This window comes from Spirosoma humi (assembly GCF_054776575.1).
The window spans coordinates 95,605-120,991 of record NZ_BAAHBR010000015.1 but is presented as its reverse complement, the minus strand read 5'-3'; the positions used below and the strand labels follow the sequence as shown (position 1 = coordinate 120,991).

Sequence of the window (25,387 nt, the reverse complement as noted above, 5' to 3'; positions counted from 1 at the left end):
CACCTTACAACACCTGCTCTACGGTTGGATCGAAATCCCACAAATCATCAAACGGAGTCGTACCGTTCAGTCCTGTCGTTACGTAGCCTTTATTGCCAATAGCAAAGCCAACGGCATAATTACGGGCGGCACCTTCAAAGGAACCCAGGGTTGTCCAAGTATCATCAGCAGGATTGTACTGCCATACCGCCGTGTTTGCATCACCAAGGGTCACATAGCCTTTCCCGTTGATCGTGAACGCAACGGCGTTACTGCGCTGTACGGCCTGGTCCGTCAGGAAATCAAGTTTCTGCGTCCATACATCCGTTGCTGGATCGTAGACATACCAGTCTCTTTGGGCTGTATTATTATTATTTCCTGTGCCCGCATAAGCCTTTCCGTCAATAACGAACGCTACGCCACTGACGCGTTTCTCTCCACCATAGCTGGCTACTTTAGTCCAGGCGTTGGCCGCTGGATCAAAAGCCCACATGTCTTTCAGATAGTTACCATCATTACCTGTCCCAACATAACCTTTGTTGCCAATCGAAAACGACAGCGCACCATAACGGGCAGTGCCACCAAAATCAGCTACTTTGGTCCAGGTATTGGCCGTTGGGTCGTAGGCCCAGAAATCTTTCAGCTTATCGCTGTTGACATTGATGCCCGTACCGATATAGCCTTTGTTGCCCACGGCAAAGCCGATACCCGAGTAGCGAGCAACACCCCCATAATTGGCTTTTTGTGTCCAGGCATTCTTGGCGGGATCATAGGCCCAGAAATCCTGTAAACGTTCATTGCTGGCGTTACGGCCAGTACCCATGTACGCAATATTATTAATAACGAAGCTGGAAGCACCCGAACGACTTACGCCTTCAAATGCAGACTTTTTTGTCCAGTCGCCCAGTACAGATACCGTAGATGAACTATTACAGCCCACCAGCAAACCAGCCCAGCCAATGGCCACCACACCGAGTGCCCAGTTGATGCGCTGCTGATTTTTGGTTTTCTTAGTTGCAGAAGAGAACGAGGTCTCGGAAGCTACGGATTGCGGCTGGGAATTAGTTGCCGAGAATAATCGGAATGGTAAATGAATCATGAAAAAGAGCGTAAACGAACGAACTAAAACGTAAAGTTATACCAATTTGAGTTAAAAACGACGATTTTGACATCCCGACCGGGAAGAGTCAACCCATAAAGAAGTCTTTGGGAGTCACCCGCAAGTCGGCTTTGAGCGAACCTGGGTGATGGAGTGGTCAAATTCGTCACACAAAATTACGTCAAACCAGTCTTACATACCAACGTACCCATCTCATAAAAATTCTTAATTATTGCCATATTCCTGAAAAGGTTGCTGCCGAACGAAAACGACGACAACACAAAGACCCGCTTCGTGTTGTCGTCGTTGGAATGAACATCGAAAAAGCAACTTATAACTTTAAGTTCTTCAGCGTACGGATCATGGATTGACCGCCAGCCTTTTTCTGGAGAGAAGACCCCAGTTGTATAAGTGGGTTCCGTACGGCCGCTGCCCGACGGCCACTGGCAACATTGCCCGAAATCTGGTACAGTGCTTCGTTGAGGAGTGGCTCGTTAACGTCGCCCAGGGGCAACAGGTTGATGGGTTCCTCGACCTCGACCGTGGGCGTAAAGCCAGTCGAGTAATCCGATTGTCCCGCGCTGTTATACGACTTGAACACGATGGGCTGCAGACCCCACTTGATCTTGCCCGTTTCGTCGTAAATGGTGGTCGATCCTACATTTTTACCGTACGTGGTTGTCCCTATGGTCGTTACGGGCATGTAGGGACGAAGTCCATTGATGATCAGCTCGCTGGCCGAAGCTGTATGGTCGGTTGTCAGGACGAATACCCGGGAGAGGTTGCTACCTATATTCTGCGACTTATCAAGAAAGTTCTGAATGAAAAAGCTTGGACCGTAATCTGGGTCATTCAGAAGTATTGGCGTAATCGTCTTGTTCCACTCTTCACGGAAATAAAGCTGACTGGAACTGATGCCTTTGCCAATCAAACTGGCCAGATTCGCCGATGAGGACGTGTAGCCGCCGGGATTGTAGCGTAGGTCCAGTACGAGTTCATTGACGCCCTGGGCCTTGAAGTTGCTGAATACGGCATCCATCTGGGCATCATATTCCTTGGCATTGCTGCCATTGGCACCCGGCACAAACTGATTATACACAAAATAGCCGACTTTCTTGGTACCAATTGTATAGATAGAATCAAGAAAAACCGGATTCTCCTGAAATACCGTAGCCGTTACGTTCCTTGTCTGATCGGAATCGACCAGTGTTGACCCGTCAACGGTTGCCAGACCAAAGGTATAGGTGTTGCCCGTCGATAACAGATCCGAGTAATTTGTTGTGTTGAGCAACTGGCCATTCACTTTAGAGATGATATCCCCCCGCTTCAAGCCTGCTTTCTGAGCCGGAGAGCCGGGCAGCACATACAGCACCTGAGCAATGACACCCGTTGATCCCGTTGCCCGCAGGTAAAGGTTGTAGTCCATTCCCGTTGTCACCGACTGGCCGCTTAATTCGGCTTTCAGCGAGGTCGCGTCGTTCTCGATCCATGAGAAACGGTCGCCTGTTGGATTGGTGGTGGCGTCAAACTTATTTAGGAGCGAGTCGAAAAATAAATCGGGCGTCAGCGTCGTATCCGGATTGGCCGGGATCTTGTCGTTCCAGTAATAGGCTTCCCGCATTCTGCTCAAAATCCAATCGTTGACCGTTGCATTTTCACTGGTCGTTGATGTCGTCCCGGACTGGGGGCTAACATCATCTGTCGTTTTTTTACAGGAGGATAGCGACAAAATAAACCCAGCCATCACTAACCACGGCAACGACGATTTTTGGGTAAAAAACGGATTCATAGTAGCCCGTCTGGCCTTGTTCACAACGTGTTGTATCATAAATAGATTGGGTAAGCAGAAAGTGACTTACCTACCTATTTTACGCTCATCAAACGCTAAATGTTGCAGGCGAAGATGAGAAAGTGAGGATTTAATCGTCATTTAATCAATATTTTCTATAGAGTAAGTTAATAAATTGGAAAAGGGTTGATTCGTTTAAAAGTGTAGCGATGAACGGGCATATTCTATAAATCGTCAGGGTTTATTTTGTATCTTTGACATAATAAACCCTGACGATTTGTAGCGTTCGGCTTTTGGCGATTCTTCAGGTTTTACTGATTTGTTTATCAGTTGAGTAATTTCCTGAATATCACTTCGCCACGCACCTGACCGCCAGTCATCAGTATATAAATTCAGTTGACGTAACATTCCAGTGGAAAGACGTAATGCGTTAAAAACAATGGCTGGGGCTCTTGGTGGGCTGATCAGCCTGCCAGCCTGGGCCAACGGCTGGTCAACCGATACGGTCCAGTCGACCCGACAAATTCTTTCTGTGGGTCAGGCCGAGCAACTAGCCGAGCTGGTCGAAACCATTATTCCGGTTACCGACACACCGGGTGCCAAAGCCCTGCATGTGCACCAGTTTGTGCAGAAAATGGTGGCCGACTGTTATGATAAAGCCACTCAGGAAAACTTTCAGAAGGGCCTTGATTCACTCGATGGCCTGGCTAAGGCATCCTTCAGCAAGCCGTTTGCCGAAGGAAATACCGCACAGCGCACGGCCCTGCTGACGGAATTGTCGAAATCGACCGATACAGCCCAGAAAGACTTCTATGCGCTGGTGAAGAACCTGACCATTCGGGGCTACCTGACATCGGAATATGTTATGACCAATCTGACGCATTACCAATTCATTCCTGGCCATTATTATGGCTGCGTTCCTGTCAAAGCTAAGACCACTTCTCAACCAAAATAGGTGTTTGGTCGGCGGTGATCCGTGGCCACAACGAATAAAACCCACTCGATAAATGTCATACCTGAATATAGACGCTCAGGCGCTCAACACATACGACGCTATTGTTATTGGATCGGGCATCAGCGGTGGCTGGGCCGCTAAAGAATTGACGGGGAAAGGCCTTCGGACACTCGTTCTGGAACGGGGGCGCGATGTTCGGCACGTAACCGATTACCCAACTACCAACATGCAGCCCTGGGAGTTTGAACACCGTAACCAGCTTAAGCGGGACGTGCGGGAAGCGAACCCCATCATCAGTAAATGCTATGCTTTTTATGAAGGCACGGAGCAGTTTTTCGTCAAAGATGCCGAGCATCCGTATATCCAGGAAAAACCCTTCGACTGGATACGGGGCTATCAGGTGGGCGGTAAATCCCTGATGTGGGCGCGGCAAACCCAGCGGTGGAGCGATTTTGATTTCGACGGCCCTGCCCGCGATGGCTTTGCCGTGGACTGGCCAATCAGATATGCCGACATTGCTCCCTGGTATAGCTATGTAGAAAAATTTGCGGGTATTTCGGGAAACAAAGACGGGCTGGCTACCCTGCCCGATGGTGAGTTTTTGCCTCCTCATGAATGGAACTGTGTCGAAAAACATTTTCAGCAAAAAGTAGCGGGTAAGTATAACGATCGGCACGTGATCATGGGTCGGGCAGCCCACATCAGTCAGGCCAAGCCCATTCATTTTCAACAGGGCCGGGCACAGTGTCAGCACCGGACAATTTGCGAGCGGGGTTGTCCCTTCGGTGGGTATTTCAGCAGTAACTCGTCTACCATTCCCTGGGCGGCCAAATCGGGTAAAATGACGCTTCGGCCTAACTCGGTCGTTCATTCCATCATTTATGATGAAAAGAAAGGCCGGGCTACGGGTGTGCGGGTCGTGGATGCCAACACGAAGCAAATGACGGAATACTACGCCCGTATTATTTTCCTGAACGCAGCTGCGCTGAACTCCAACCTGGTCCTGCTGAATTCAACATCGCACCGCTTCCCGAACGGTCTGGGTAATGACAGTGGTGTGCTGGGTAAATACGCAGCGTTTCACAACTATCGGGCGGGTGTATCGGCGGAGTACGACGGCAACCTCGAGTCGACGACCGACGGACGCCGTCCCAACAGTCCATATATTCCCCGTTTCCGAAATGTACACAAACAGGAAATGGGCTTTCTGAGGGGATACGCGGCTGGTTTTTCGGCCGGACGTGGCTCGCGGTCTGACCAAAGTGGGGTGGGAGCCGACTTGAAAGAAAGCCTGCTGAACCCTAAACTGGGTGGCTGGTATGTAGGCTCTCATATGATGGGCGAGACGATACCGAAAGAAAGCAATTACCTGGCACTCGATTCCGCGAAGAAGGATCCGTTCGGTATTCCGCAACTTAAAATTTCCATTGCCTACGACGACAATGACGATAAAATGGTGAAGGATTACCAGGAGCAACTGACCGAGATGTTTACCGAAGCGGGCTTTAAAAACATCCGCGTTCGGGATAGTCACGCCAGCCCTGGCCTCGACATTCACGAGATGGGTGGTGTTCGGATGGGACGCGACCCTAAAACCTCTATGCTCAATAAATGGAACCAATTGCATGCCGTTAAAAACGTATTCGTAACCGATGGTGCCTGCATGACGTCCACATCGACACAAAATCCGTCACTGACATACATGGCCCTCACCGCCCGTGCCGCCGATTATGCCGTGAAAGCCATGAAACAGGGCCTGGTATAGGGGCTGCTATCAGTATGACTACTGGTTCGGATGCTTCTGTACCTTTACGAACAAAACGCACGGGTGCGATGCTCGTTTTCTTACTCATTTTCACTATCGTATGAATCAGTCTTCTAAAATTACCCGCCAGCAGTTCCTCAAATTGGGCGCTCTAGCTACGTCGGCGGCTTTATTGCCCCAACTGAATGCGTTTGCGGCATCGGCTAAAAAAGTGGGCCTGCAGTTGTATACCCTGCGCGACCTGATGGCGAAAGACCCTGAAGGCACGCTGCGGAAAGTAGCTGAAATTGGCTACAAAGAAGTAGAGCCTTATGGGTATTCCGATGGCAAATTTTTCGGCAAAACGCCCAAAGAATTTGCTGCGTTGATCAAAGAGTTAGGCATGACGGTACCAAGTGGCCATTACACGACCGGCAAAACGATGCCGAACATGAAAGGTACCCTGACAAATGACTGGAAACGGGCGGTTGATGACGCGGCTGCCATTGGTCAGAAGTACATGGTATGCGCCTACCTGTTTCCAAACGAACGAACCAAACTGGATGACTACAAACAGTTTGCCGACCTGTTCAATAAGTCGGCAGAGGTGTGCAAATCGGCTGGTATTCAGTTTTGTTACCATAACCACGACTTTGAATTCAAGGAAATGGACGGTAAAATGCCCTATGACGTGTTGCTAAATGGCACCGATAAGAATCTGGTGAAACTCGAGCTGGATCTGTACTGGGCAACTATGGCGAATCAGGATCCCGTCGCTCTGTTTAAAAAGCATCCCGGACGTTTCCCGCTCTGGCACGTGAAAGACATGGAAAAAACGGCCGAACGTGCTTTTGCCCCCGTTGGGACGGGTTCGATCGACTTCCAGCGTATTTTCGACGCGAAGAAAACGTCGGGCATGACGCATTACTTTGTGGAACAGGATGTATGCAAACTGCCGCCTTTGGAGTCCATTGCAATTAGCTATAAAAACATTCAGAAGTTAACAGTATAGTACGAGTAAAGCGTATCTAGATTCGGAGTCCTTAACAAAGCTGCCCGTTAGAAACCAAGTGAGTTTCTAACGGGCAGCTTTGTTAAGGATAAAGCTTAAGGCATGACTACCCTACAGCCGAGTATGATTTAGAACCACATATTACAGCAGCTTGACAACGCCATACCAGAAGAGAGCGGATGTAGACAATAGAATAGACCAGGCTGCTAGGTTCTGAAGGTCAGTTGTCGTTAAGCTGGTTGTTACAATAATACGGATTTTCATGGCTAAAAAGCTTGGTTAGTATAATTAACTACGCTTGTGCAAACACTATGCCAAAAAAGAGAAACCATGTTAGCATTCGAGTTTTACAGAATGAGTGAATTTGTTAAATAGCAGACTCATTTGTGGGAAATAAACTCACCGTTTTTACAAAAATTTATGCTGTATATTCTATAATTAGGTAAAGGCTAAAGTTGTTGACTGTCAAGAATTTACAAATAGTCAGTATGGCCTAATTTAAGCTATCTTTTAGTGCATTTATTAAAATTATTAAATATTTTCTAATATTATGCAAAAGTAGATAACTAGTTTTAAAAAAAATCAATAAAGTATATTATTGTATACCCTATTGATTTTAGCATTTAATTATATCAATAGATGTGTTTGCTTTTTTAATAAATTAGTTTCTGTTGTTAAATAGAACGTCAAAAACGGTGTTTTATGGTAACTATTTAATGATGGATAGCTTAATGGTTTATTGCAAAATCATTGCGTAGACTTGTACAAATACTTTTATTCACCAGACACTTTCCATTCGCAAGATCAGCATTTATAGTCATAAGAATAGGGTTGTCTAATTTGATAGTGCATGAAACATCTGTCCGATTTGGGCCTTGGTTCGGCCTCCCCCGACCACAGGCAGCAGGAGGAAATGTCGGGGAGCCTATTTTCTCAGCGGCCAGTTCCCACTCCTCGTCACATCCATCCCCAACTGGATTTCGCCCAGCTTTTCGCTCGCTACAAACGGGCAGGTTATGAAGCGGTTGAACATTGGGAACAAACTCAGCGCGTAAATAAGTAAACGGCATTAAAGTTTCACTGGCTTCGGTGCTGTTGATACAGACAGGCTGTTCGCATCAACGGCAGTAGCCGGCCGTTTGGCGCAGCGGGTGTATTCAGTGCAATGGGCTGATATTTAGATCAGTATATTAAACGGCGATCAATTTCTATCCTCAATAACGATCACTAAAAACTACTTGTACATGGCTATGACGATTGCACCCAAGCTCCGGAAAGTTCGCCGGACTCCAGTTTTAGTTGTAGAAAGTAACCCTGATCAGTGGCTTATTATTCGGGCAGCCCTGGCTCAATCCTTTCCGGAAGTTGAACCTATCTGGAAAAATCACCCGCTTCAGGTATTGTCCTTTCTGGATGAGTGTACAGCGGATAGTCGTTCTGTTCCCCGCCTGATCCTGATGGAACCGTATTTGCCTACCCGGAAAGATGGACTGGACTTACTGGGAAAAATAAAAGCCCATCCCCGACACCAGCTGATACCTGTGGTTATCATGAGCCATTCTGACCGAGTGGAAGATATTACCGAGGCTTATTCGCTAAATATCGCGTCCTATATTACCAAACCAACGACCTACCACAAGTGGGTAACCTGTTTTCAGACGCTCCGGCGCTATTGGTGGGAAGTAGTAAGCTTTCCGACATCCGTTTAACAAACGCACCCGTCTGTAACATCTATGTGTAAACTAATACAGTCAGAAAGGGTTGTCTGTCGTTGTTCAGCATACATACGTTACCAAATTCTGAAACGTATTCTGGTGGCCGTTACGACTAGTAACCACCAGAATACGTTTTCTGCCTGTGTTGACTAACGACGCTTAGTGTCAATGGGCTTGTTCCGCCGATATCCGGGCCGTATTGTCCAAACAATGCTTTCTCGGCCAGGCTGCCTGGTGAAACGCCCGCTTGCATACGCTGATTTCCTGTTGTCCGATCGGGGTCGTGACGCGTTTGGTCACACCCTGAAACGTCAGACCCTTGAGCCGCCTTTTGCTGTAAGTACTGGTCGTATCTTCAGCAGTCAGTTCGTTAACACTGGCGATCACTTATAAATCATCCTGAAATTCGTCGAGTCCTTTTTTACCTGTAAGAAATAAATGGTATGCGGATGAGCATAAATACTTTATATAGTATATAATTTTCTTCATTGGCTAACTATACAATAGGGCCGTAAAGATAATGCTGAAAGGAGGCAAATTGCTGATATCCACATTAAAATAACCAGTAGGAACATTAATGCCAACTCAGTGTAGCCTGTTTTTATGATGAGTACTATTGCTTATGGGTAATAGCGTTGGTTCAGACAAAAGAGGTGTCAAGTCTGATACAAAGCTTAACATTTGTCAACCTGTAGGAGGAACCTAAACAAATCTAATTTACTATAAAGAGGCTGAATGAGAAATTTCCCGATGAGCGGGATGGGCGTTCTCTCGGATTTAGATTAAGGAGAAATGAGAAGTCGTGGTACGCTCAATCAGCGTTACTCTGCCTCGGCCCGTTCAACCGTTACGGTTGATGACTTGGTTGCCGGATTGACTTTCCCTATCCGCACCTCACGTATCGTGACCGCTGATCGGGGCTCTATCGGCTGAGCAACAACGTACTTCGCTGAGTCGATGCGGTGGTATTGGGCATCGTAGTAGTTGAAGCGAATTTGTATCTGGCTGTAGCTATGCTGAGCGGAGGTGTTTGTAATGGTAAATGTGTGCTGATTGACCAACGTATCCGGGTGACCGTTTGTGGACAGTGGTTTCCAGAAGACCCGGTCAATGAGCAAATCACGAACGGCGGTGGATTGGGAAGGTTCATGACGATGGCCGCCTTGGCAAGCCAGTGCCATCGTCAGAAGAAATAAATAGCTTGCTCTCATGAGTACCAGGGTGGTGCATTACGTCTGGCGATTCGTAGCCAGAATACGCTCAGCTTCCATAACGGGAGCTGCTTCAGACAACAGCGCACAAAACTGATCTAGTTCCACATGGGAAAAGAGCAGGAAATAATTTGGCATGGGCGTCGGTAAGAGAAAATCCTTCCCATGAGTGGTCGAAACGGGACGCATCGCTACCCGCTCGAACACCATCTCATTGAATGCGTTGAACTGACTGATGGCCAGACAAAACAGAGAATTTTGAAAGGCTATGTTAACGGTGCGGCACACTTCGCAGATGCCGACATACCCTTGTTCGCTTTCCGCGATGGTATGAAAGTGATGACTGTGCGACATGGTTGACAATATGGATTGATACGTTTACAGAACGTTGACGCAACTTAAAAGCCGGAGAGTGAGCGGGCTGTCAGAAAGACGGTGGGGCGCAATCGCTATGCTCTGATCTGCGCCCGCCCCTTTTTCCAGTTACAATTGGTTATTGTACTCCAACTACTTCGTTTACAGCTACCTGCCACTCTTTCAATTCAGGAACACCCGGCTTACGCTTGCCAAATAGTAACGCAATGCTATTGCCTTGCTGGTCGAATAAATCGATGCCCGTCACAATGCCGTCTTTCGTTGGTTTGCGGGTTACCCAGATGTGATGCACCTGATCTAAACGCAAATGCATATTAAATTCAGGGTCCAGCACATTATACCAGGGGCCCATGGTGACCAACTTCTTGACCGGCCCGGTATGAATCTGGATACAGCCAGCGCTTGAGGCAAAAATCATAATGGGTAGTGCCCGTTCGGCCACCGTCTCAAAGATCGTTTTGAGCTGGTCGGCTGAAATCAACTGGGCGTATCCGTTCGGTGCCAGCCGAAGGCCCTGTTCGCGTTCGAGTTTATAGCTGCGCAAAAGGCCGAAGAACTCATGCGTATCCTGCATGGCTAACCAGGCAGCCTGGAACCCCTGAACATCAATGTCTTCGTCGGGGATACCGGCTGCTTTTTCGGGGTAGGGTAGTGTAACGATTGGGGTTGTCTGATCGGTAGCCAGGTATTTTTTTACCAACAGATCATACGCCGTTTCGTCCGATTTGTCCGTCAGGTATATTTTGTGGACGGCGGACCCATCAAGGTCAAAGAACTGAAGGCTCTTTCGGTCATTTTCGTTTACGGCAAACCCAAAATGCCAGCGCGACATAAACAACCGCAGGTCGATATCGGGACCCAGTACCAGCCCTGTCTGATCCTTGAACGATACTTTTTCGTATACGCCCTTACGCTCATGCACGATGCTGTCGTTGCGGGTTAGCGCCATAACATAGCCCAGCGTTGATACCTCTTTCAGCAGATCCCGAAAGTCACCTTCCAGTCGCAGCACCGATTCGCCAACCTGCGTTTCCAGTAATTCAGCTTCGCTTACGCCCAGTTGTTTTGCCGCATCGCGGATTCTGGTTTTTGGGTTTTCCAGCTTGAACGCGGTCCAGCGCTCGTGGAGGCTTTGTGTTGTAATCATGGTATATTGTTACGTTACTATTATTGTTGACTATCCGTAAATTGATGATGTTGAGGAACGATCATGGGGCAGTTCATTTCGGGGTGTTCCATGAGCCATACGTTCAACTTGAATACGCGCAGAATGGTGGCTGCCGTCATAACATCCCGGGGCGTTCCGGCGGCTTCGACCTGGCCTTCCCGCAGCATCACGATCTGATCGGCATACTGAGCGGCCAGGTTCAGGTCGTGCAAAATGACAACCACGCAAAAGCCTTTCCGGGTAAACTCGCGGGCTAGTTCCAGCATCTGGTGCTGATGCAGCAAGTCGAGGCCTGTGGTCGGTTCATCTAGAAACAGGATGCCCTGTTCCACATCCCAGATTTGTGCCAGCACCCGCGCCAGCTGTACCCGTTGTTGTTCGCCACCCGATAAGGTGGTAAAAATGCGGGAGGCAAATGGCCACATGCCCACTTTTTTGAGGGCCATCTCGGCAATGCAATAATCGTGTTCCGATGGGTGAAATTCGAAGTGAGGATACCGGCCCATGAGCACCAACTCACTGACCAGAAAGGGAAAGACAACCGAATTTTGCTGCGGTAGAACGGCCCGAAACAGAGAAAGATCTTTGGCTGAATAGGCATTGATAGCCTGGTTACATAGCCGGATCTCGCCGTCCGAAGCGGTCAGCTCGCGGGTGCACAACTTGAGCAGCGTCGATTTGCCGGCTCCGTTAGCACCAACGATGGCCAGCAATTCGCCTGGTCTGGCCTGGAACGAAACGCCATCGAGCAATTTTCGATTCTGAATACGGTAGGACAGGTTGTTGACCTCTAGCATAATCGGTAGATGAATTGAGTCGTGAGGGTGGGTCAGGCTACTTTTCGGCTTCTCTCCCGAAATAGAATCCATAAGAAAACGGGTGTCCCGACCAAAGCGGTCAGGATGCCAATGGGCAGTTCGGCAGGCGCGACCAGTGTACGGGCGAGCGAATCGGCCAGGGTGAGGACAATGGCTCCGCCCAGGGCCGAGCCCGTCAGCACACGGCGATGATCGGACCCAACGCCCATCCGAATCAGGTGCGGAATCACCAATCCAACAAAGCCAATGATGCCCGCCACGGCTACCGACGTACCCACGGCCATCGTAGCAAAAACAATAACCTGCCGCTTGACACTGGTCAAATTTACGCCGAGCATACTGGCCTGACTTTCGCCCAGCGCCAGCAGATTCAGCGATTTTGCCAACCGGGGGATGCCCGCCAAAGCCACTACCGTAAAGGGTAAAATGCCCAAAACGGATGTCCAGCTGGCGCCCCCCAGACTACCCAGACTCCAGAACGTAATGTTGCGAAGTTGCTCATCCGTGGCCAGATACGTCATAATGCCGGTCAACGCCCCGGACAGGGCGTTAATGGCGATGCCCGTTAGCAACATCGTTGTAATGAGGTCTTTTCCGGCCATGCGCGCAATTCGATACACGAAGAAAGCCGTTACGCAGGCACCCGCAAAGGCCACCACCGACAAGGCATACATTCCCAGGATGCCCGTGAGGGTTTGGAAGAAGTTTACTTCCAGCACAATCATCGTGACGGCAGCCAGTGATGCGCCTGCCGAAATGCCGATCAACCCCGGGTCGGCGAGGGGATTCCGGAATAGACCCTGAATAGCGGCTCCTGAAATGGCCAGTCCGGCACCAATCAGCACGGCCAGGCAGACGCGTGGCAACCGAATCACCAGCAGAATGGCTTCCTTTGTCCCGTCGACTTCCACCGACTCACCAATCATTTTGCGGAGAATGAGGCCGATTTCGTAGGGTGTTACCCGCACGGCACCCACGCCAACCGACAGGATAATCGTTACCGCTAGCACAGCCACCAGCGCGGGAAGCAACCACGGATTAGGGGTTGTTCTAAGGACGGATTTCTGGATTGGTCGCAGGGTTTCCGGCGAGTTGATCGCGGTGCTGGTCAGGCTCATTACGCTTTCGGTTTCAGGGTAAGTTTCTGAGCTAGTTCCTGTAAGGCTTTTCCTAATCGGGGTGAAAATCCGCTCAGTAAGTGGCCATCCATATCGATGATCCAGCCATTTTTACCGGCATTCGTCTGGGCAACGCCCTGCACTTTCAATAGCCCATCCGCACCCCCCAGACTGGTAAGGCCACTGTCGAACAGCAGGATCACATCGGGATTGGCCGTTACCAGAGCTTCGGCCGTGAGGGGCTTGTAATTCTCGAAATCAGGCGTGGCATTGACGCCCCCGGCCAGTTCGATCATTTTGGCGACCTGCGTCCCCCGGCCCGATACCATCATGGTACCCGTTCCCCGAGCGTAGATGAACAGTACTTTCGGTCTGTTGACCGCTTTCCGGACCTGGGCCAGATCAGCGTCCAGCTTCTTGATAATCGGGTTGGCTTTGGAACCAACCTGGCAGGTGGTGGCTACGTCCTGAATAAGCTTTTTTGCCCCGGCAACGCTGTATTCCTGCTGGAAGGAAATAACCTTGATGCCAGCGGCTTTGATCTGGTCGATCACTTCCGGCTTTGTCCCTGCATTCTGGGTCGTCAGCACCAGGGTTGGTTTCAGTGAAATGACCCCTTCGGCCGAAATGCTACGGTTGTGGCCCACTTTCGGCAGACTCTTCAGCGACTCGGGGTACGTACTTGTGACATCCACGCCGATCAGGTGCGATTGCAGGCCAAGGTCGCACAGAATTTCACTGACCGTGCCATCGAGCGACACAATGCGAACGGGCTCATCTTTAGGCGGCCGAGTCGCAAGCGCCGGTGAGCTACCAACAATAAGGGACCACAAAAGGCAGAGAAGACCCGATATAAGCAGAAATGATTTAGTCATGGAGATTTCAGAGTTACAGAATGTTCAGGGTACAGGCCGTTTCGTCGTTAAACGACCTGTATAACAACGGGTTAGCTGCCTTGTTTAACCAGCTTGAATTCGAATTTTGGGTATCCGCGGGTACCGCCATCATTGGACGTGAAGCTGAGGAACTTCAGTTTATACACAGTTCCGGAAGCATCCTTTATGACATAGAACCGATCTGTTTTTACACCAACGGTACCGGTCGTTGCCCGCCAGTTTGAGCCGATGACGGAGCGGTCGCTTTTGAAGGTTGTGGTGGCAATGTTGCTTTCGACGTATGCATCGTAGGTAACCGCGCTGGTCAGCACTTCTGCCGCCGTCACACCGGCCAGGAAGTTGATATACACCTGATCGGAGAAATAATACGGAATGTTGTTGGTGCCATCGCTGGTCAGGTAAATGCCACCGGTCCATTCGATATCCCACCGGGCTTTGGCTGGTTCAACGGCAATGGCCGCTCCCGTATCGAACGACACATAGTTGAAATTGTAGGCAGCGTCTTTGGTAATCGAAACGGTCTTGAACGTCGTTTCTTTAATGCCGGCATACTGAAGCGTGTAGCCGGTCGTGCCATTGCGCAATACCCTGATTTTCATCCAGCCTCTGGCCGGGGTTGAGCCGCCCGTGCCCCGGTTGATAATGTACACTTTGTTGTCTGCGTCGGTAGCTGAGATGGCTGGAATTACCGTTTTTGTCAGATCACCCGATACATCGTCTATCAATTTCAACCCGGCCGGATTAAAATCACTGGTACTCAAGACAAGCCCGATTGTATCGGCCGCCGTCACCTGGGTTAGATCATTTTTGGCCAGGGCAATGGCTGCCGCCCCCGTCATATTGTTGAGGATAACCCGGAAATCAGCGCCCGAATAGAAGCCTAAATCCCAGCTCGACCGCTTCACGGAACTTTGGGCGTTATTGCTCAGATCGACAAATACCGCATTGATGGCACTGGAGCCACCCGTTCCACCATCCAGCGTCAGAGTGGTGCCCGTTGAAACAATAGACGTGAATTTAACCGTAAGCTGTTTTGTCGTTCCAACCAGAACCGGGCTGCCCGCCGATGCAATGGCGAACGCAACGGTTTCCGTCCCGGCCAGGAAAAGATTATCCGCTTTGGTCAGTTTAAACGAAGTTTCGCTAGCACCCGCTGGAACGGTCAGGGACAAGGTATTCCCCGTGATGGCGGGCGTCGTCGTAAACTGGGTGCCGCTGGAAATCCCGCTAGGGGTCACTTGCAGGGTTACGGGCGTGGCAGCATCAACGGCCCTTGATAATTTGAGTTTGATGGTCGCTTCTTTGGTCGTCGCATCCAGCCCCTGCTCCGCGCTTTCAAACTGCACCAGATTATCCGGGAGTGGCGGATCGGATTCTTTACAGGCATTTAATGTACTTACCGCCAGCGCGAACATGATGATGAAAACTTTTTTCATGGGATTATTGACAATTGACAGGATTAAAAGACAGTGATGGGGTTTGTTGGTGAGGGGGTTCATAAACCCTGTAGGCCCTAGTTTTTATACCATTGAAAACTGAGTCCCAGAAAGTAAGAGCGCCCGTAGCTATAGGGTACTGGACCGCCCGTACTATGGGCGCTACCCGTATCGGTAGAGGTATTGGCCAGACGGGTAACATTGAGCAGGTTTTTGACGCCTGTGTTGAGGGTCAGGTACTTGCTGAGGGTTTTGGTGAGGGTGGCATCCGCCCAGTGAAACGCTGCGATCTCGGTCAACGTGGCCGATACCTGATTGTCGGCCGTTGCGGTCGCCGTATAGCTTGGTCGCCGACCCGTGTATTTATAGAAAACGCTCAGCTTCGTGCCGATTTTTTTCAGGTTATACGTGAGGTTCGTATTCACCTCCGGCGACCACATGAACGTAGGCAACGACCCGTAGGCGGTGGTGTCGGCAAGCAGATTATTGTAGCGCCCAATGTAGGAGAGACCGACGGTAACCTGCAGGTCTTTCCAGGTGAAAATGTTTTCCAGGGTAGCCCCCGTCGTTTTAAATCGATCGATGTTAATGGTCATCGAGATACTTGGGTTGGTCGGATCGACACCGTAGGCAATCAGATTGTTGAAATCATTGTAGAAAAAACCGAGTGTCGATCTGAATTTCGAGCTTTTCTGCCAGGCTAATGAGCCGTTGAAACTGTTGGAGGTTTCGGCTTTCAGGGCAGGATTGCCGCGAATCGAGTGGCTGGCATCGAAAAAGTTGAAATATAGTTCGCGGAGAGCCGGTGAGCGAAACCCACGGGCGTAGGCTAACCGAAGATCCAGCGTGCTGCTCAGCGCAAATTTGGTATTGAGGGAAGGAATAACCGGGGGCGCATCGTACACCGAATTCCTGATGAACCGTAAACCCGGCCGAATGTTGATGCGAGCCGTTGGACTAATGGTCGACGAAACGAAAAACGCGTAATCGCTGATGGTCGGTGACCCCGAAATCCGGGCACCCGCAGCTCCGTCCAGGTTGATGTCGATGCCGGGTTGCAGCGAAAAAACCGGAGAAACGGTGTATTGGGCCGTTGCCCGGTACGTCTGGCTGGTAAATGTCGAGACATCCTGTTCGCCCGTTCCGAGCGACAGCGTACGTAAGCCGGTGTTTAAATCCAGAATCGTCGTTTGCGTCCGGCGCTGGTAATCCGTGTAAGAAGCCTGCCCGGTAAACTGCAATCGGTTGTTCAACTTCCAGTCGCCCTGCAACTGATGCACGTAGCGATTGGTCATGTATTTCTGATCACGCGCCTGATTCGTATTTACATTTTCAGGGCCTTGACTAAGCAGGTTTTCTTTCAGGGCATCCAGGCGATAATAAATGTTTGCCGTTGCTGACCGATAGCCAAATTTGCCGTGGCCAAACAGTTGATCTTTAGGCAACCAGTCGTTTACGCGTCCTTCTGATTGGCCCTGCCAGCCGCCGAACGTGTTATTGGTCACGCCCGCCGATACATTCCAGCCTTTTTTTTGCCAGGTAGCGCCTACATTTTGTAGATGAACGCCCTGTTTGGTCAGCACCGTATAGTCGGTGCCCGCTGTTTCTTCCTGAATTCGGGCTGTAACCCCAAGGCGTTCGGCACCCGGTTTTTTGGTGATAATGTTGATGACGCCTGCCAGCGCATCCGAGCCGTACGAAACGGACATCGGCCCCTCCACAATTTCAATGCGTTCGATGCTGTTTATGTCGATCTGGTTCAGACTTTCCCGCGTATCACCCCGGTCAACCATGGGCAAACCGTCCAGCAGAATTTTCACATTGCGCCCCGACATCCCCATGAGCTGGACATCGGTTGTTCCCAGCGTAAGGTCATTGGAAAACCGGAAACCCAGTTCGTTATTGAGCACGCCCATTACGTTTAGGGCACCCCGTAAACGAATGCGCTCGCTGTTGATCACCCGTACCTGATACACCGATTTTTTAATCGATTGAGGTTCATACTGCCCCGTCACGACCACTTCATCGAGTGCGTTACTGGCGGCTTTCAGGCGAATGGTCATGGTGGCTGGTTTATTAGTGTCAACCTGAATGGATTGACTAACGGAAGTGTAGCCAACCATTGACAGGGTTATTTCGTGTTTACCTACTGGAATATCGACTATGCTGAACTGGCCGTTTCCATTGGCCAGGGTGGCTTTCTTCAGGCCTTTGATCTGCACCGTGGCAAAGGCGCCGGGTGTTCCATCGGCCAGCAAAATTGTTCCCTCTACGCTACCCACAGCTTGTTGCGCCCAAAGCGTCGTGGTATGCGTGAGCAGGAGCATAAGGTGAACTGTACAAAGCAAATAGGTACATGTCTTTTTCATAGTAACCAGAGCAGAATCGTGGGAAGCCAGTGGGCTCAATGTTGTCTATTGCACCTGCCGTTCGTATGAACGCCTGACAGAATAAAAAGAAGTAGTCATCGATGTCGACGCCTGATTGTCAATGCAAAAACGCCGAAACGAGTGTAATTTTTATTTAGACAAATTATTAATAGTTTGCAAATGTAGGGAAGTAGGTGTTGTTTACAATCGTTATTTAGAATTTTTCTGAATAATAGGGTTTATTTCTACGAATGCTCTTCTATCGAGAGCTGCTGACTAGAGCTTCTTCTATTCCTGAAAAGGTTATAAAAGGTCAGCGGATTGCATACAAGGCCGTTTGGTGTCCGTCCACTTTGTCCATCTTCTTATAAACAAAACCGGCCTCAACCAGCCAGATCAGGGCCTTGTAAACAGTGGCTCTACTAACCTGAATACGCTGTTCGCGCATAGACAACCACAATGTATCGGCGTCTGTGTAGCCAGCTTGGTCGCTAAGTGCCATAGCCACCGCAGTCCGCTGGGACGACGGCCAGTAGCCTGTATCCTGACAATAGCTCGTTAGCCGTTCTTTCCATTCGCTGGGGTCAGCGGCTCGTTCATCAGTCGATACAGCCTTTTTTTCCATCATTAATCAAAGCACCTGGTTTCAGTACGGTAGGAAGAGTGAGGACTAATGTTAGCCTCACGCGTACTGGTTTTCAATTAACGGTTTACTATATACGTAAATGTAATTACAGCACGATCTATCTTAGATAAGCGGTCGTCTCTAAATATGTGAATCAGCCGTCACCGGCTTCTATAGTCTATTGATGTGCATTCATCAATCACGAACCTGGAGTTGATTGTCGCGCAGGAAATCATGTAAGTCCGTCATTGCCAGTGAGCCATTCACCAACGCCTGCAAGTCGAGTAATTCATCGAACGAGAACGCATACATAGCTCCATCAGAACCCGGTGGGCACAGTAGAAATGGTTGCGACAATGCCCTGTCATGGGTTCGCTCCGATACGTTCACCAACTGGTTTACCTTGCGGGCCAACTGCCGGAGCCGCTCGTGACAAACCCAAAGCAGCATATCGCCAAAATCAATCCTTAACCCGCCACTGTTCCGGCAAATGGTAGACTGCCCGTAACAACTTCGATAGAGTATTTCGTTGGTCTGGTTCATTGTTGGTCAGGTCAGCGTAGGCGTCAGTTGTCATAATGGTTAACGGATTTAGGAAAGTCAGTTTATTGAGTTCAGTGCCCGTAGGCGGTCAATTTTCAGCATAGGCCTGGTCTCAGATGGTCGTCTGAAGAACAGGCCGCATGGGGTTGGTCGCCGGATCAGTTAACGGAATGCTGAGCTCTCGATAAGCACGTCACCATCAGCGCGGCTTTGCCCATCAGGTTTTTCAGCTCCAGAAGTTCACCGCGGTTCAGCAGGCCAAATAAGGAAATCATGATCGCTTTGGGCGAAGACGTTTCTTTATCCAGTCGGCTGGGTTGTGTAGATAGCTCATCCAGGCCGACGCTAAGCGTGGAGTTATGAATCAGGTGGAATTGCTCAGCGGTTAACAGTCGGTGTAAGGTGCCAAAACGCATGGCATACCTGAATTCGGCATCAGTATGTAATACGACTTCGCCCTGTCGGGTACGGGCAACCAGTAGGGGATTTTTTATCCAGTTGTTCATAATTACCTGATTTTATGCCTGGGCAGGCGACCGATATAAGGTCTGATTTCGCCAGCGGTACGACGAGTAAAACAGTTTATGACTGCTTAATACGCTACAAACGTACTCCTTGTTTATATTCATTCCAAATAGAAATTTACATTATTTATAATTTTTCTAAATTGACGGTGGCAGATTAGGGTATGATGACGCCTACAACGACCAAGCTGAAGGCCGACTAATCCATCAGCCATATCCTGGTCAAAGCAGTTGTTTATCTTTATCACTTTTTGTCTAATCTTGTGAATCGCTCTTAAATAGCCGCCATGCCAACCGCTGTCTTTTCCCCGCTGGTCAGTAGCGCCCAACCAAAAATTCGCTATATCGATCACATCAGGGTACTGTTAACCATACTGGTCATTCTGCACCACGTTAGCATTACCTATGGGGCTCCCGGTGGCTGGTATTATCGCCAATCCACTACCCAAGTAGCGGCTAAGTTTGGTCTGACGCTGTTTGTGGCCACCAACCAATCGTTTTTCATGGGGCTTTTCTTTTTGCTCTCGGCTTACTTTATCGAACCCGCTTACCAGCGCAAAGGAGCCACCTGGTTTGTGCAGGATCGACTCAAGCGGCTGGGTATTCCGATCGTATTTTACTCCTTTGTGCTCTCGCCAATCATGAACTTTCTGGTTTACCGCTACGGGCAGCATCAACGGGCCACCTTCTGGCAATTTCTATTGGGTTACGACGACTGGATCGATCCGGGCGTGCTATGGTTTACGGCGGCTTTGCTGGTATTTACCCTGATCTACGTGGTTCTTCGGCAGCGTTTCTCGCTCCAGTATACCGTCAAACTCCCCCCACTGAGCGGTATTCTCTTATTTGCCACGACCATTGGGCTGGTTAGTTTTCTGGTTCGATTGGTTTTCCCGGTTGGCTGGGTAGTGCCTGGACTGGGTTTTCAGCTTGCTTACTTTCCGCAGTATATAGCCCTGTTCGCTGCGGGTGTACTGGCTCACCAGAATACCTGGCTCGATCAATTAACACTCCGGGAAGGAAAGCGGTTTGGCTGGTTAGCTTTGGTTCTGGTTGGGGCCGGATTCCCGTTGTTGTTTGTGGTAACGACTAAACTACAACTGCCTCTTGGCAACTTTAGTGGCGGCTGGAACGGACAATCCCTGGCCTTGTGCCTCTGGGAGCAGCTAACGGGTCTATCCCTTAGCCTGGCCTTGTTGAGCTACGGTAAATACCATTGGGATACAAAGAATGCGTTTCTGGACAAGCTCGCTCGAAGTGCTTACGCGACCTACGTTCTCCATCCACTGGCCATTATCGGTTTATCCCTGTTGTTAGCCGAGGTACCCCTGGATCCCTTATTGAAACTCATCTTCGTAGCCCCAGTAGCCGTAGTCGGATCATTCGCTATTGGCCAACTCGCCCTGAAAATTCCCAAGGTCGACGCGTTTCTCTAGCCAAAATTTTAAGCCGGGAAGAACAATGACCAAGTTTTGTCAGATGAATACGTTAAGGAGGTATAAACGTTTGCCGAGGAGGTGATTACCAGCTAAAGGCCATCATCCAATAAAATTAATATTTTAAAAATAAGGTTAATGCCTGCCCAGGTACACGTCAGGTTTTCTCAAAGAGGCTTTTTTTATCAATTCCAGTACTTCTGACATATCCATGTTGGCTATATCCATTTTGCCGTAATTAGCAGTTGGCCCCGCCTGAGACCGATGGTCAATATAGGCATCGTCCATTTCTAAATAACTATGTTGTGAATCATATTCACGAAGCTCCGGAGCTAATAAGAATGGTTTACCCACGTGCGCTTCAAGTGAATAGATTTTTCCACCAGAAGCGCCAAAAGACGTTTTCGCATGGTGACCATATCCGAATTTAGCATCCGAGATATAGAATAATGTATCCTTACTTGGTCCAGAATCTATTAAATCCTGAAGAGCAATTCTTATTTGATTATCATCTAATTGCCCACGTTGTATCTCATTCCATAATTTTGCCATAGGTGCTACCTCTAATTCACCAAGAAGCCTACTGGCAAATTTTCCGCAGTCGTTAGGAACAGTTCCACCAAACACAATAACACCCAATTGCTTTTGTTGCTCCGTAATTAAGGAGGGAACTGGGCTGTCTGGGTGTAAATTTCGATACTGATTTACTAGACCATACCGCAAGATACTTTCCTCATCATTTTGAATCAGATGATCTCTTAGCGTATAAATGGCAGTTGTAAGTTCCCCACGCCATTTGTTAAGGTTGTTCCGGTACTCAACTCCGTCCTCACTTTCATCTGTGAGCTTATAGTCGACAAAGGCATAAAGATCATTTGCCTTTTCCGCATAAGCCTCCAGCTGATCTAAAGTGGTTGGTACTTCGCTAAATTTCAACTCATTAAACAAATGAGTTGTCTCAGCAAGTTTGTCGTCTCTGATAAATTCTAACATTTCTGAGACAATTTCTTGGAGGGGTTTAGCCGCATTATCTCTCCCGCCGTTTCTCCGATTTGCTATATCATGCATGTGTTGTCCCTTCTCAACAACACTGCTCTTTTTTTTGAAAAAACTAAAAAATCCTCCTCCTTTCGGCTTAGTTTCTTTTTTACCAGTATTATCTTCCGGCTTCTTGGTATTGAACCTTGATTTCCCGGCATCTTTAATCTGCTTACCTTTTAACCCGTCTAGCATATACATTATGAGTTTAAATAGTTAAACCAAATTAGTAAACAGTCAAATCAATCGAATTGTCGGAAAATGCCCTTCCTTATCAAAATCGGTTATACCTAAATCTTGCTTGAAGTTTGTCATAATTGTCATTCATAGCAACCGCTTTCTAACAACTGGTACACTAAACTGAACACCCGGTCTGAAATTCATTTGGGGTTGTGATGAACAGTGGATCGAACAACTTCATGGGGGTCCTCTAAACAGCCCTGCTTTGTTGCCTACAAATGACCGCTCACTCAATAAATCGGTAAGCGTTCTTCGCTATCCTTATTCTACAGTTATCCGTTCAACCCGGAACAAGTCGCTGACTTTCCTTTCGGTGGGCAGAATGCCTCTAATCTGCTACCTAAACCCCCAATTCATCAAAGCTAATTAGATGATATTGTTTCTCTTTGCCCTATACCAAGCTATTCCGACTGAAGTAAGTTTAGCCCGGATATAAGCTTAATGGCAGTATCCAAAAACGGTTCCTATCGGATACCACGCTTATCTGGAAAACCTTGTCCATATTTTCCCGGAAAGCGGTATACAATTGTTGTTTACCTAATCAAAGTATACTAAATTGGGATTTGTACCCTTTAACTATACCGTTCGCATGATTATTGGCTACGGTCGTGTGTCTACCACAGACCAGAATTTACACCTGCAAACCGACGCACTCACCAAGGCGGGCTGTGAACGCATCTACTCCGAAAAATTTACCGGTACGACCAAAGATCGTCCAGAATTAAACAAGTTGATCGAACATCTTCGTCAGGGCGATACACTTATTGTCTGGCGGCTGGACCGGCTAGGCCGTTCGACAAGTGATCTGATTGATCTGGTCAACACATTTGAAAAAAAGGGAGTCGTTTTCAAAAGCATCATGGAAAATATCGACACGGAAACGGCTTCAGGTAGATTGTTTTTTACCTTCTTTGCGGCAATGGCTGAATTTGAGCGAAACCTGATCCGGGAGCGAACCAACGCAGGATTGGCAGCGGCTCGTGCTCGCGGCCGGGTGGGTGGCCGCAAAGCCGGGCTATCTAAAGAAGCAGATATTAAGGCAGCTGCGGCCAAAACTCTGTATGAAAGTGGCAATACTGTGCAAAAAATCTGCACAATGCTCAACATTGGCAGCAAGCGTACTCTTTACAAATATCTCAGGGCAAAAGGGGTGAAAATTGGAGTCGAGCAATTCGCTTTAGATATGGGGTAGACTTTACTTGATGAATAGCTATTTGTTAAAATTTAGAAATATCTAAGATATAATAATAAAATAATGGCACAAAAGTGGTACGAAAAAGCTTCAGTTCAAGCAACCATACCAGCGTCCGTAATAGCAATAGGGGCCATAGTTGTTCAAATTTGGTTGGCAAAATGGCAAATTAATCTAAGTATAGAAACAGCAAAAAAACAAGCGGAAAAAGATAGCGTAAATTCGGTCGAATCTTCAATAAAATATCATAATGATAGCTCTTTGGCAGCTAATCAACTAGCATTAAATAAGCTACAGTTGAAAATAGCTAGTCAAAAAAGAACAGATGACATTGAATTAAACTCACGTCAAGAAAGGATAAGTAGAAATGAGCTTATTATATCTGAAAGACAATTCTCGATTCAAAAAAGGCAGATTACTTTAAAGAAATACAATGATTTAATTGAGTTGGGGAAATCTATAAATAGATTAATAATTCTTGGTTACAGTAACCATTTTGCAGATCATAGGAAAAATTTTGACGGTACTAATACATGGGTACAAGATGTTATTAACGTAATGGAAAAGGAATTGACTAACCCAGTGTTAATAGAAAATAAAGAAGCTTACTCAAAGTGGTCAGATGCTTTATCCAAATTGAAATACCAGCAATGGATGTTTAGTGTGTTTTTAAAAGAGATACATCCTAGTCAGATTCAGGAAAGACTTGCAGAGGATAATTATAAAATAGAAAGGGACCTTGAACAAGTATCACTAAATTATGGGTCTTGGTTATCGTTTATGAGTGTATACTACCAGGTTAAACTAGAGTCTGATTTGCCATCTTTGCAAAGGCAATTGATAGAGGATTAATACTATTTAATATTAATCCTCTAATAATTTAATTTTTTTTACGCTTTTGAAGTACTTTGCTTTGTTCCATTTCGCCAATCACCCGACGCTCGTCTGGACGGCCATAGACTTCAAGTCCTTTATCCGTTTTGCGGCCTAGTACTACTTTTACCGAGTCGGTGCTTAGCAGCAACGTGTTATAACACCAGTCGGTAAATGTCTTACGACCGGCTTTGCTGGAGAGGTCTTCGGGTAGGTCCAGCTTTGCGGCTATCACTTTTAGCCAGGCATTAAATTTGGTCAGGGAAGTTAGTGGTAGCTTTTCCCAACCACCGTATTTGTCGATGATTGTTTTCACTTCGTCAAACTGGGGCACTCTGATCGATACCTCAGTTTTAATCCGATCCTTTATTAGCCAAGTTTCACCGTCGATGCCTTTCCGGACAGCCGTTTTGTTTTTTTGAACAAAATCCTTCAAGTCCCCATAGTGGAAGCCAGAGCGGCATAAAATGACAAAAATGTCAGCAGCCTGCTGAAGATGAATGTTATCAAACTTGTGCGATCGCAATGTCTCAAATTGATTCTCGCTCAAAAAAACTGGATCGTCATATTCAGCATTTTTAATGCGCATTCCGTCAAGTGGATTACTATCAGCTATCTTTTTCAGCTTTGCCCAGGTTACCACATTCTTAATGGTTTGAGTGTGTTTAACGACGTAAGAGTCAGCGTGGCCAATCTGCTCGCCATCGAGAGGAAACTGCTTCATCCAGCGTCGGTACTTTTTTACCCAGGTTAAATCGAAATCTTCTACTAATAAATCCAGTGAATTTTCGCTGATCAGGAAGTCGACTAGTTTTTTTCGCACATTATCGTAAACGGTTATGCTGGACTTCTTTAGATTTCGCTCCGGATCATGGGCACTGTCAATCAGATACATCTCGAAGGCTGAAAGGAGGGAAACGCATTCGCTACCGCTAAGAAATATACGCCTGATTTTGGCAGCGGTTATCTTTTCTTTTCGTCGGAACAGATCATTAAAGATGGCCCGGAGCTGGTCCCTCATGATACCAATCTGTTCATTTTTGAAAAAAGCTTCCGGATCCTGATTGGTGATTTGCTTACCGTCCCAGTGATCGTGCCAGGCCGTAATGCCGGTACTGCCTACATCCACCCGGTCACCCCCAACCGTGACTCGGCAGTAAATTTGAATTTTGTCCTTCTGCCTGCTTTTGCGACGCCAGAAGCTAATTTCCATACGTTTGACAATTTTCATT

24 protein-coding genes are annotated in these 25,387 nt (G+C 48.0%); 8 read left to right on the top strand and 16 right to left on the bottom strand.

Features of this window, described 5'->3' with window-relative positions; genetic code table 11:
* Positions 1-4 precede the first annotated feature (4 nt).
* Together ACYU8Y_RS16745 and ACYU8Y_RS16740 are read right to left on the bottom strand one after the other, a co-directional pair.
* Entirely contained in the window at positions 5-1,078 is a 1,074-nt protein-coding gene (locus ACYU8Y_RS16745; RefSeq protein WP_460939199.1) for a Kelch repeat-containing protein, read from the bottom strand.
* A gap of 331 nt (positions 1,079-1,409) precedes the next feature.
* Positions 1,410-2,867 (bottom strand): S41 family peptidase, encoded by a 1,458-nt coding sequence (locus ACYU8Y_RS16740; RefSeq protein ID WP_460940310.1) that lies wholly within the window; start codon positions 2,865-2,867, stop codon positions 1,410-1,412.
* Positions 2,868-3,306: 439 nt separating this feature from the next.
* On the opposite strand from ACYU8Y_RS16740, the gene ACYU8Y_RS16735 reads away from it, so the two are divergent.
* From ACYU8Y_RS16735 to ACYU8Y_RS16725, 3 genes are all read left to right on the top strand, one after another.
* Positions 3,307-3,822 carry a gluconate 2-dehydrogenase subunit 3 family protein gene (locus ACYU8Y_RS16735; RefSeq protein ID WP_460939198.1) on the top strand — a complete coding sequence of 172 codons (516 nt, stop codon included), beginning with the start codon at positions 3,307-3,309 and terminating at the stop codon, positions 3,820-3,822.
* A gap of 52 nt (positions 3,823-3,874) precedes the next feature.
* Complete coding sequence (locus ACYU8Y_RS16730) at positions 3,875-5,587, top strand: GMC oxidoreductase (RefSeq protein WP_460939197.1); 1,713 nt, start codon at positions 3,875-3,877, stop codon at positions 5,585-5,587.
* 100 nt (positions 5,588-5,687) lie between these two features.
* On the top strand, positions 5,688-6,578 hold the full coding sequence (locus tag ACYU8Y_RS16725; RefSeq protein ID WP_460939196.1) for a sugar phosphate isomerase/epimerase family protein: 891 nt from the start codon (positions 5,688-5,690) through the stop codon (positions 6,576-6,578).
* A 141-nt stretch (positions 6,579-6,719) separates the two neighbouring features.
* Here the strand turns inward: ACYU8Y_RS16725 and ACYU8Y_RS16720 are convergent, their stop codons facing one another.
* The gene (locus tag ACYU8Y_RS16720) at positions 6,720-6,842 is read right to left on the bottom strand and encodes a hypothetical protein (RefSeq protein WP_460939195.1); all 123 of its coding nucleotides are present in this window, start codon (positions 6,840-6,842) and stop codon (positions 6,720-6,722) included.
* Between the two features lie 586 nt (positions 6,843-7,428).
* Here ACYU8Y_RS16720 and ACYU8Y_RS16715 point away from each other — a divergent pair.
* Both ACYU8Y_RS16715 and ACYU8Y_RS16710 read left to right on the top strand, forming a co-directional pair.
* Positions 7,429-7,641 carry a hypothetical protein gene (locus tag ACYU8Y_RS16715; protein ID WP_460939194.1) on the top strand — a complete coding sequence of 71 codons (213 nt, stop codon included), beginning with the start codon at positions 7,429-7,431 and terminating at the stop codon, positions 7,639-7,641.
* Between the two features lie 181 nt (positions 7,642-7,822).
* Complete coding sequence (locus ACYU8Y_RS16710; protein WP_460939193.1) at positions 7,823-8,287, top strand: response regulator; 465 nt, start codon at positions 7,823-7,825, stop codon at positions 8,285-8,287.
* 827 nt (positions 8,288-9,114) lie between these two features.
* Here ACYU8Y_RS16710 and ACYU8Y_RS16705 read toward each other — a convergent pair.
* The 11 genes from ACYU8Y_RS16705 to ACYU8Y_RS16655 all read right to left on the bottom strand — a co-directional run bounded on the left by ACYU8Y_RS16705 (position 9,115) and on the right by ACYU8Y_RS16655 (position 19,358).
* Positions 9,115-9,504 (bottom strand): hypothetical protein, encoded by a 390-nt coding sequence (locus ACYU8Y_RS16705; protein WP_460939192.1) that lies wholly within the window; start codon positions 9,502-9,504, stop codon positions 9,115-9,117.
* 18 nt (positions 9,505-9,522) lie between these two features.
* Positions 9,523-9,858: a DUF6686 family protein gene (locus ACYU8Y_RS16700; protein WP_460939191.1), complete on the bottom strand. Its 336-nt coding sequence runs from the start codon at positions 9,856-9,858 to the stop codon at positions 9,523-9,525.
* 139 nt (positions 9,859-9,997) lie between these two features.
* On the bottom strand, positions 9,998-11,026 hold the full coding sequence (locus tag ACYU8Y_RS16695; RefSeq protein ID WP_460939190.1) for a hemin-degrading factor: 1,029 nt from the start codon (positions 11,024-11,026) through the stop codon (positions 9,998-10,000).
* Between the two features lie 20 nt (positions 11,027-11,046).
* The gene (locus ACYU8Y_RS16690) at positions 11,047-11,844 is read right to left on the bottom strand and encodes a heme ABC transporter ATP-binding protein (protein WP_460939189.1); all 798 of its coding nucleotides are present in this window, start codon (positions 11,842-11,844) and stop codon (positions 11,047-11,049) included.
* 32 nt (positions 11,845-11,876) lie between these two features.
* On the bottom strand, positions 11,877-12,983 hold the full coding sequence (locus ACYU8Y_RS16685; RefSeq protein WP_460939188.1) for a FecCD family ABC transporter permease: 1,107 nt from the start codon (positions 12,981-12,983) through the stop codon (positions 11,877-11,879).
* Positions 12,983-13,858, bottom strand: coding sequence for a heme/hemin ABC transporter substrate-binding protein (locus ACYU8Y_RS16680; protein ID WP_460939187.1), 876 nt, complete (start codon positions 13,856-13,858; stop codon positions 12,983-12,985). Before ACYU8Y_RS16680 ends, ACYU8Y_RS16685 begins: the two co-directional genes overlap by 1 nt.
* Positions 13,859-13,929: 71 nt before the next feature.
* Positions 13,930-15,315 carry an HmuY family protein gene (locus ACYU8Y_RS16675; protein ID WP_460939186.1) on the bottom strand — a complete coding sequence of 462 codons (1,386 nt, stop codon included), beginning with the start codon at positions 15,313-15,315 and terminating at the stop codon, positions 13,930-13,932.
* A gap of 77 nt (positions 15,316-15,392) precedes the next feature.
* On the bottom strand, positions 15,393-17,642 hold the full coding sequence (locus tag ACYU8Y_RS16670; RefSeq protein ID WP_460939185.1) for a TonB-dependent receptor: 2,250 nt from the start codon (positions 17,640-17,642) through the stop codon (positions 15,393-15,395).
* Between the two features lie 355 nt (positions 17,643-17,997).
* Positions 17,998-18,312: a transcriptional repressor gene (locus ACYU8Y_RS16665; RefSeq protein WP_460939184.1), complete on the bottom strand. Its 315-nt coding sequence runs from the start codon at positions 18,310-18,312 to the stop codon at positions 17,998-18,000.
* A 192-nt stretch (positions 18,313-18,504) separates the two neighbouring features.
* Positions 18,505-18,852: a hypothetical protein gene (locus ACYU8Y_RS16660; RefSeq protein ID WP_460939183.1), complete on the bottom strand. Its 348-nt coding sequence runs from the start codon at positions 18,850-18,852 to the stop codon at positions 18,505-18,507.
* A gap of 158 nt (positions 18,853-19,010) precedes the next feature.
* Entirely contained in the window at positions 19,011-19,358 is a 348-nt protein-coding gene (locus ACYU8Y_RS16655) for a hypothetical protein (protein WP_460939182.1), read from the bottom strand.
* 305 nt (positions 19,359-19,663) lie between these two features.
* Between ACYU8Y_RS16655 and ACYU8Y_RS16650 the strand changes: the two genes are divergently transcribed.
* Positions 19,664-20,812, top strand: a complete 1,149-nt coding sequence (locus ACYU8Y_RS16650; RefSeq protein ID WP_460939181.1) for an acyltransferase family protein — start codon at positions 19,664-19,666, stop codon at positions 20,810-20,812.
* Positions 20,813-20,947: 135 nt separating this feature from the next.
* Here ACYU8Y_RS16650 and ACYU8Y_RS16645 read toward each other — a convergent pair whose 3' ends face one another.
* Positions 20,948-22,045 (bottom strand): hypothetical protein, encoded by a 1,098-nt coding sequence (locus tag ACYU8Y_RS16645; RefSeq protein ID WP_460939180.1) that lies wholly within the window; start codon positions 22,043-22,045, stop codon positions 20,948-20,950.
* A 634-nt stretch (positions 22,046-22,679) separates the two neighbouring features.
* On the opposite strand from ACYU8Y_RS16645, the gene ACYU8Y_RS16640 reads away from it, so the two are divergent.
* Positions 22,680-23,282 (top strand): recombinase family protein, encoded by a 603-nt coding sequence (locus ACYU8Y_RS16640; protein WP_460939179.1) that lies wholly within the window; start codon positions 22,680-22,682, stop codon positions 23,280-23,282.
* A gap of 63 nt (positions 23,283-23,345) precedes the next feature.
* Complete coding sequence (locus ACYU8Y_RS16635) at positions 23,346-24,134, top strand: hypothetical protein (protein WP_460939178.1); 789 nt, start codon at positions 23,346-23,348, stop codon at positions 24,132-24,134.
* Positions 24,135-24,162: 28 nt separating this feature from the next.
* Here the strand turns inward: ACYU8Y_RS16635 and ACYU8Y_RS16630 are convergent.
* Positions 24,163-25,387, bottom strand: a 1,225-nt coding sequence (locus ACYU8Y_RS16630; protein ID WP_460939177.1) for a phage integrase SAM-like domain-containing protein, incomplete at its 5' end; no start/stop codon positions are given.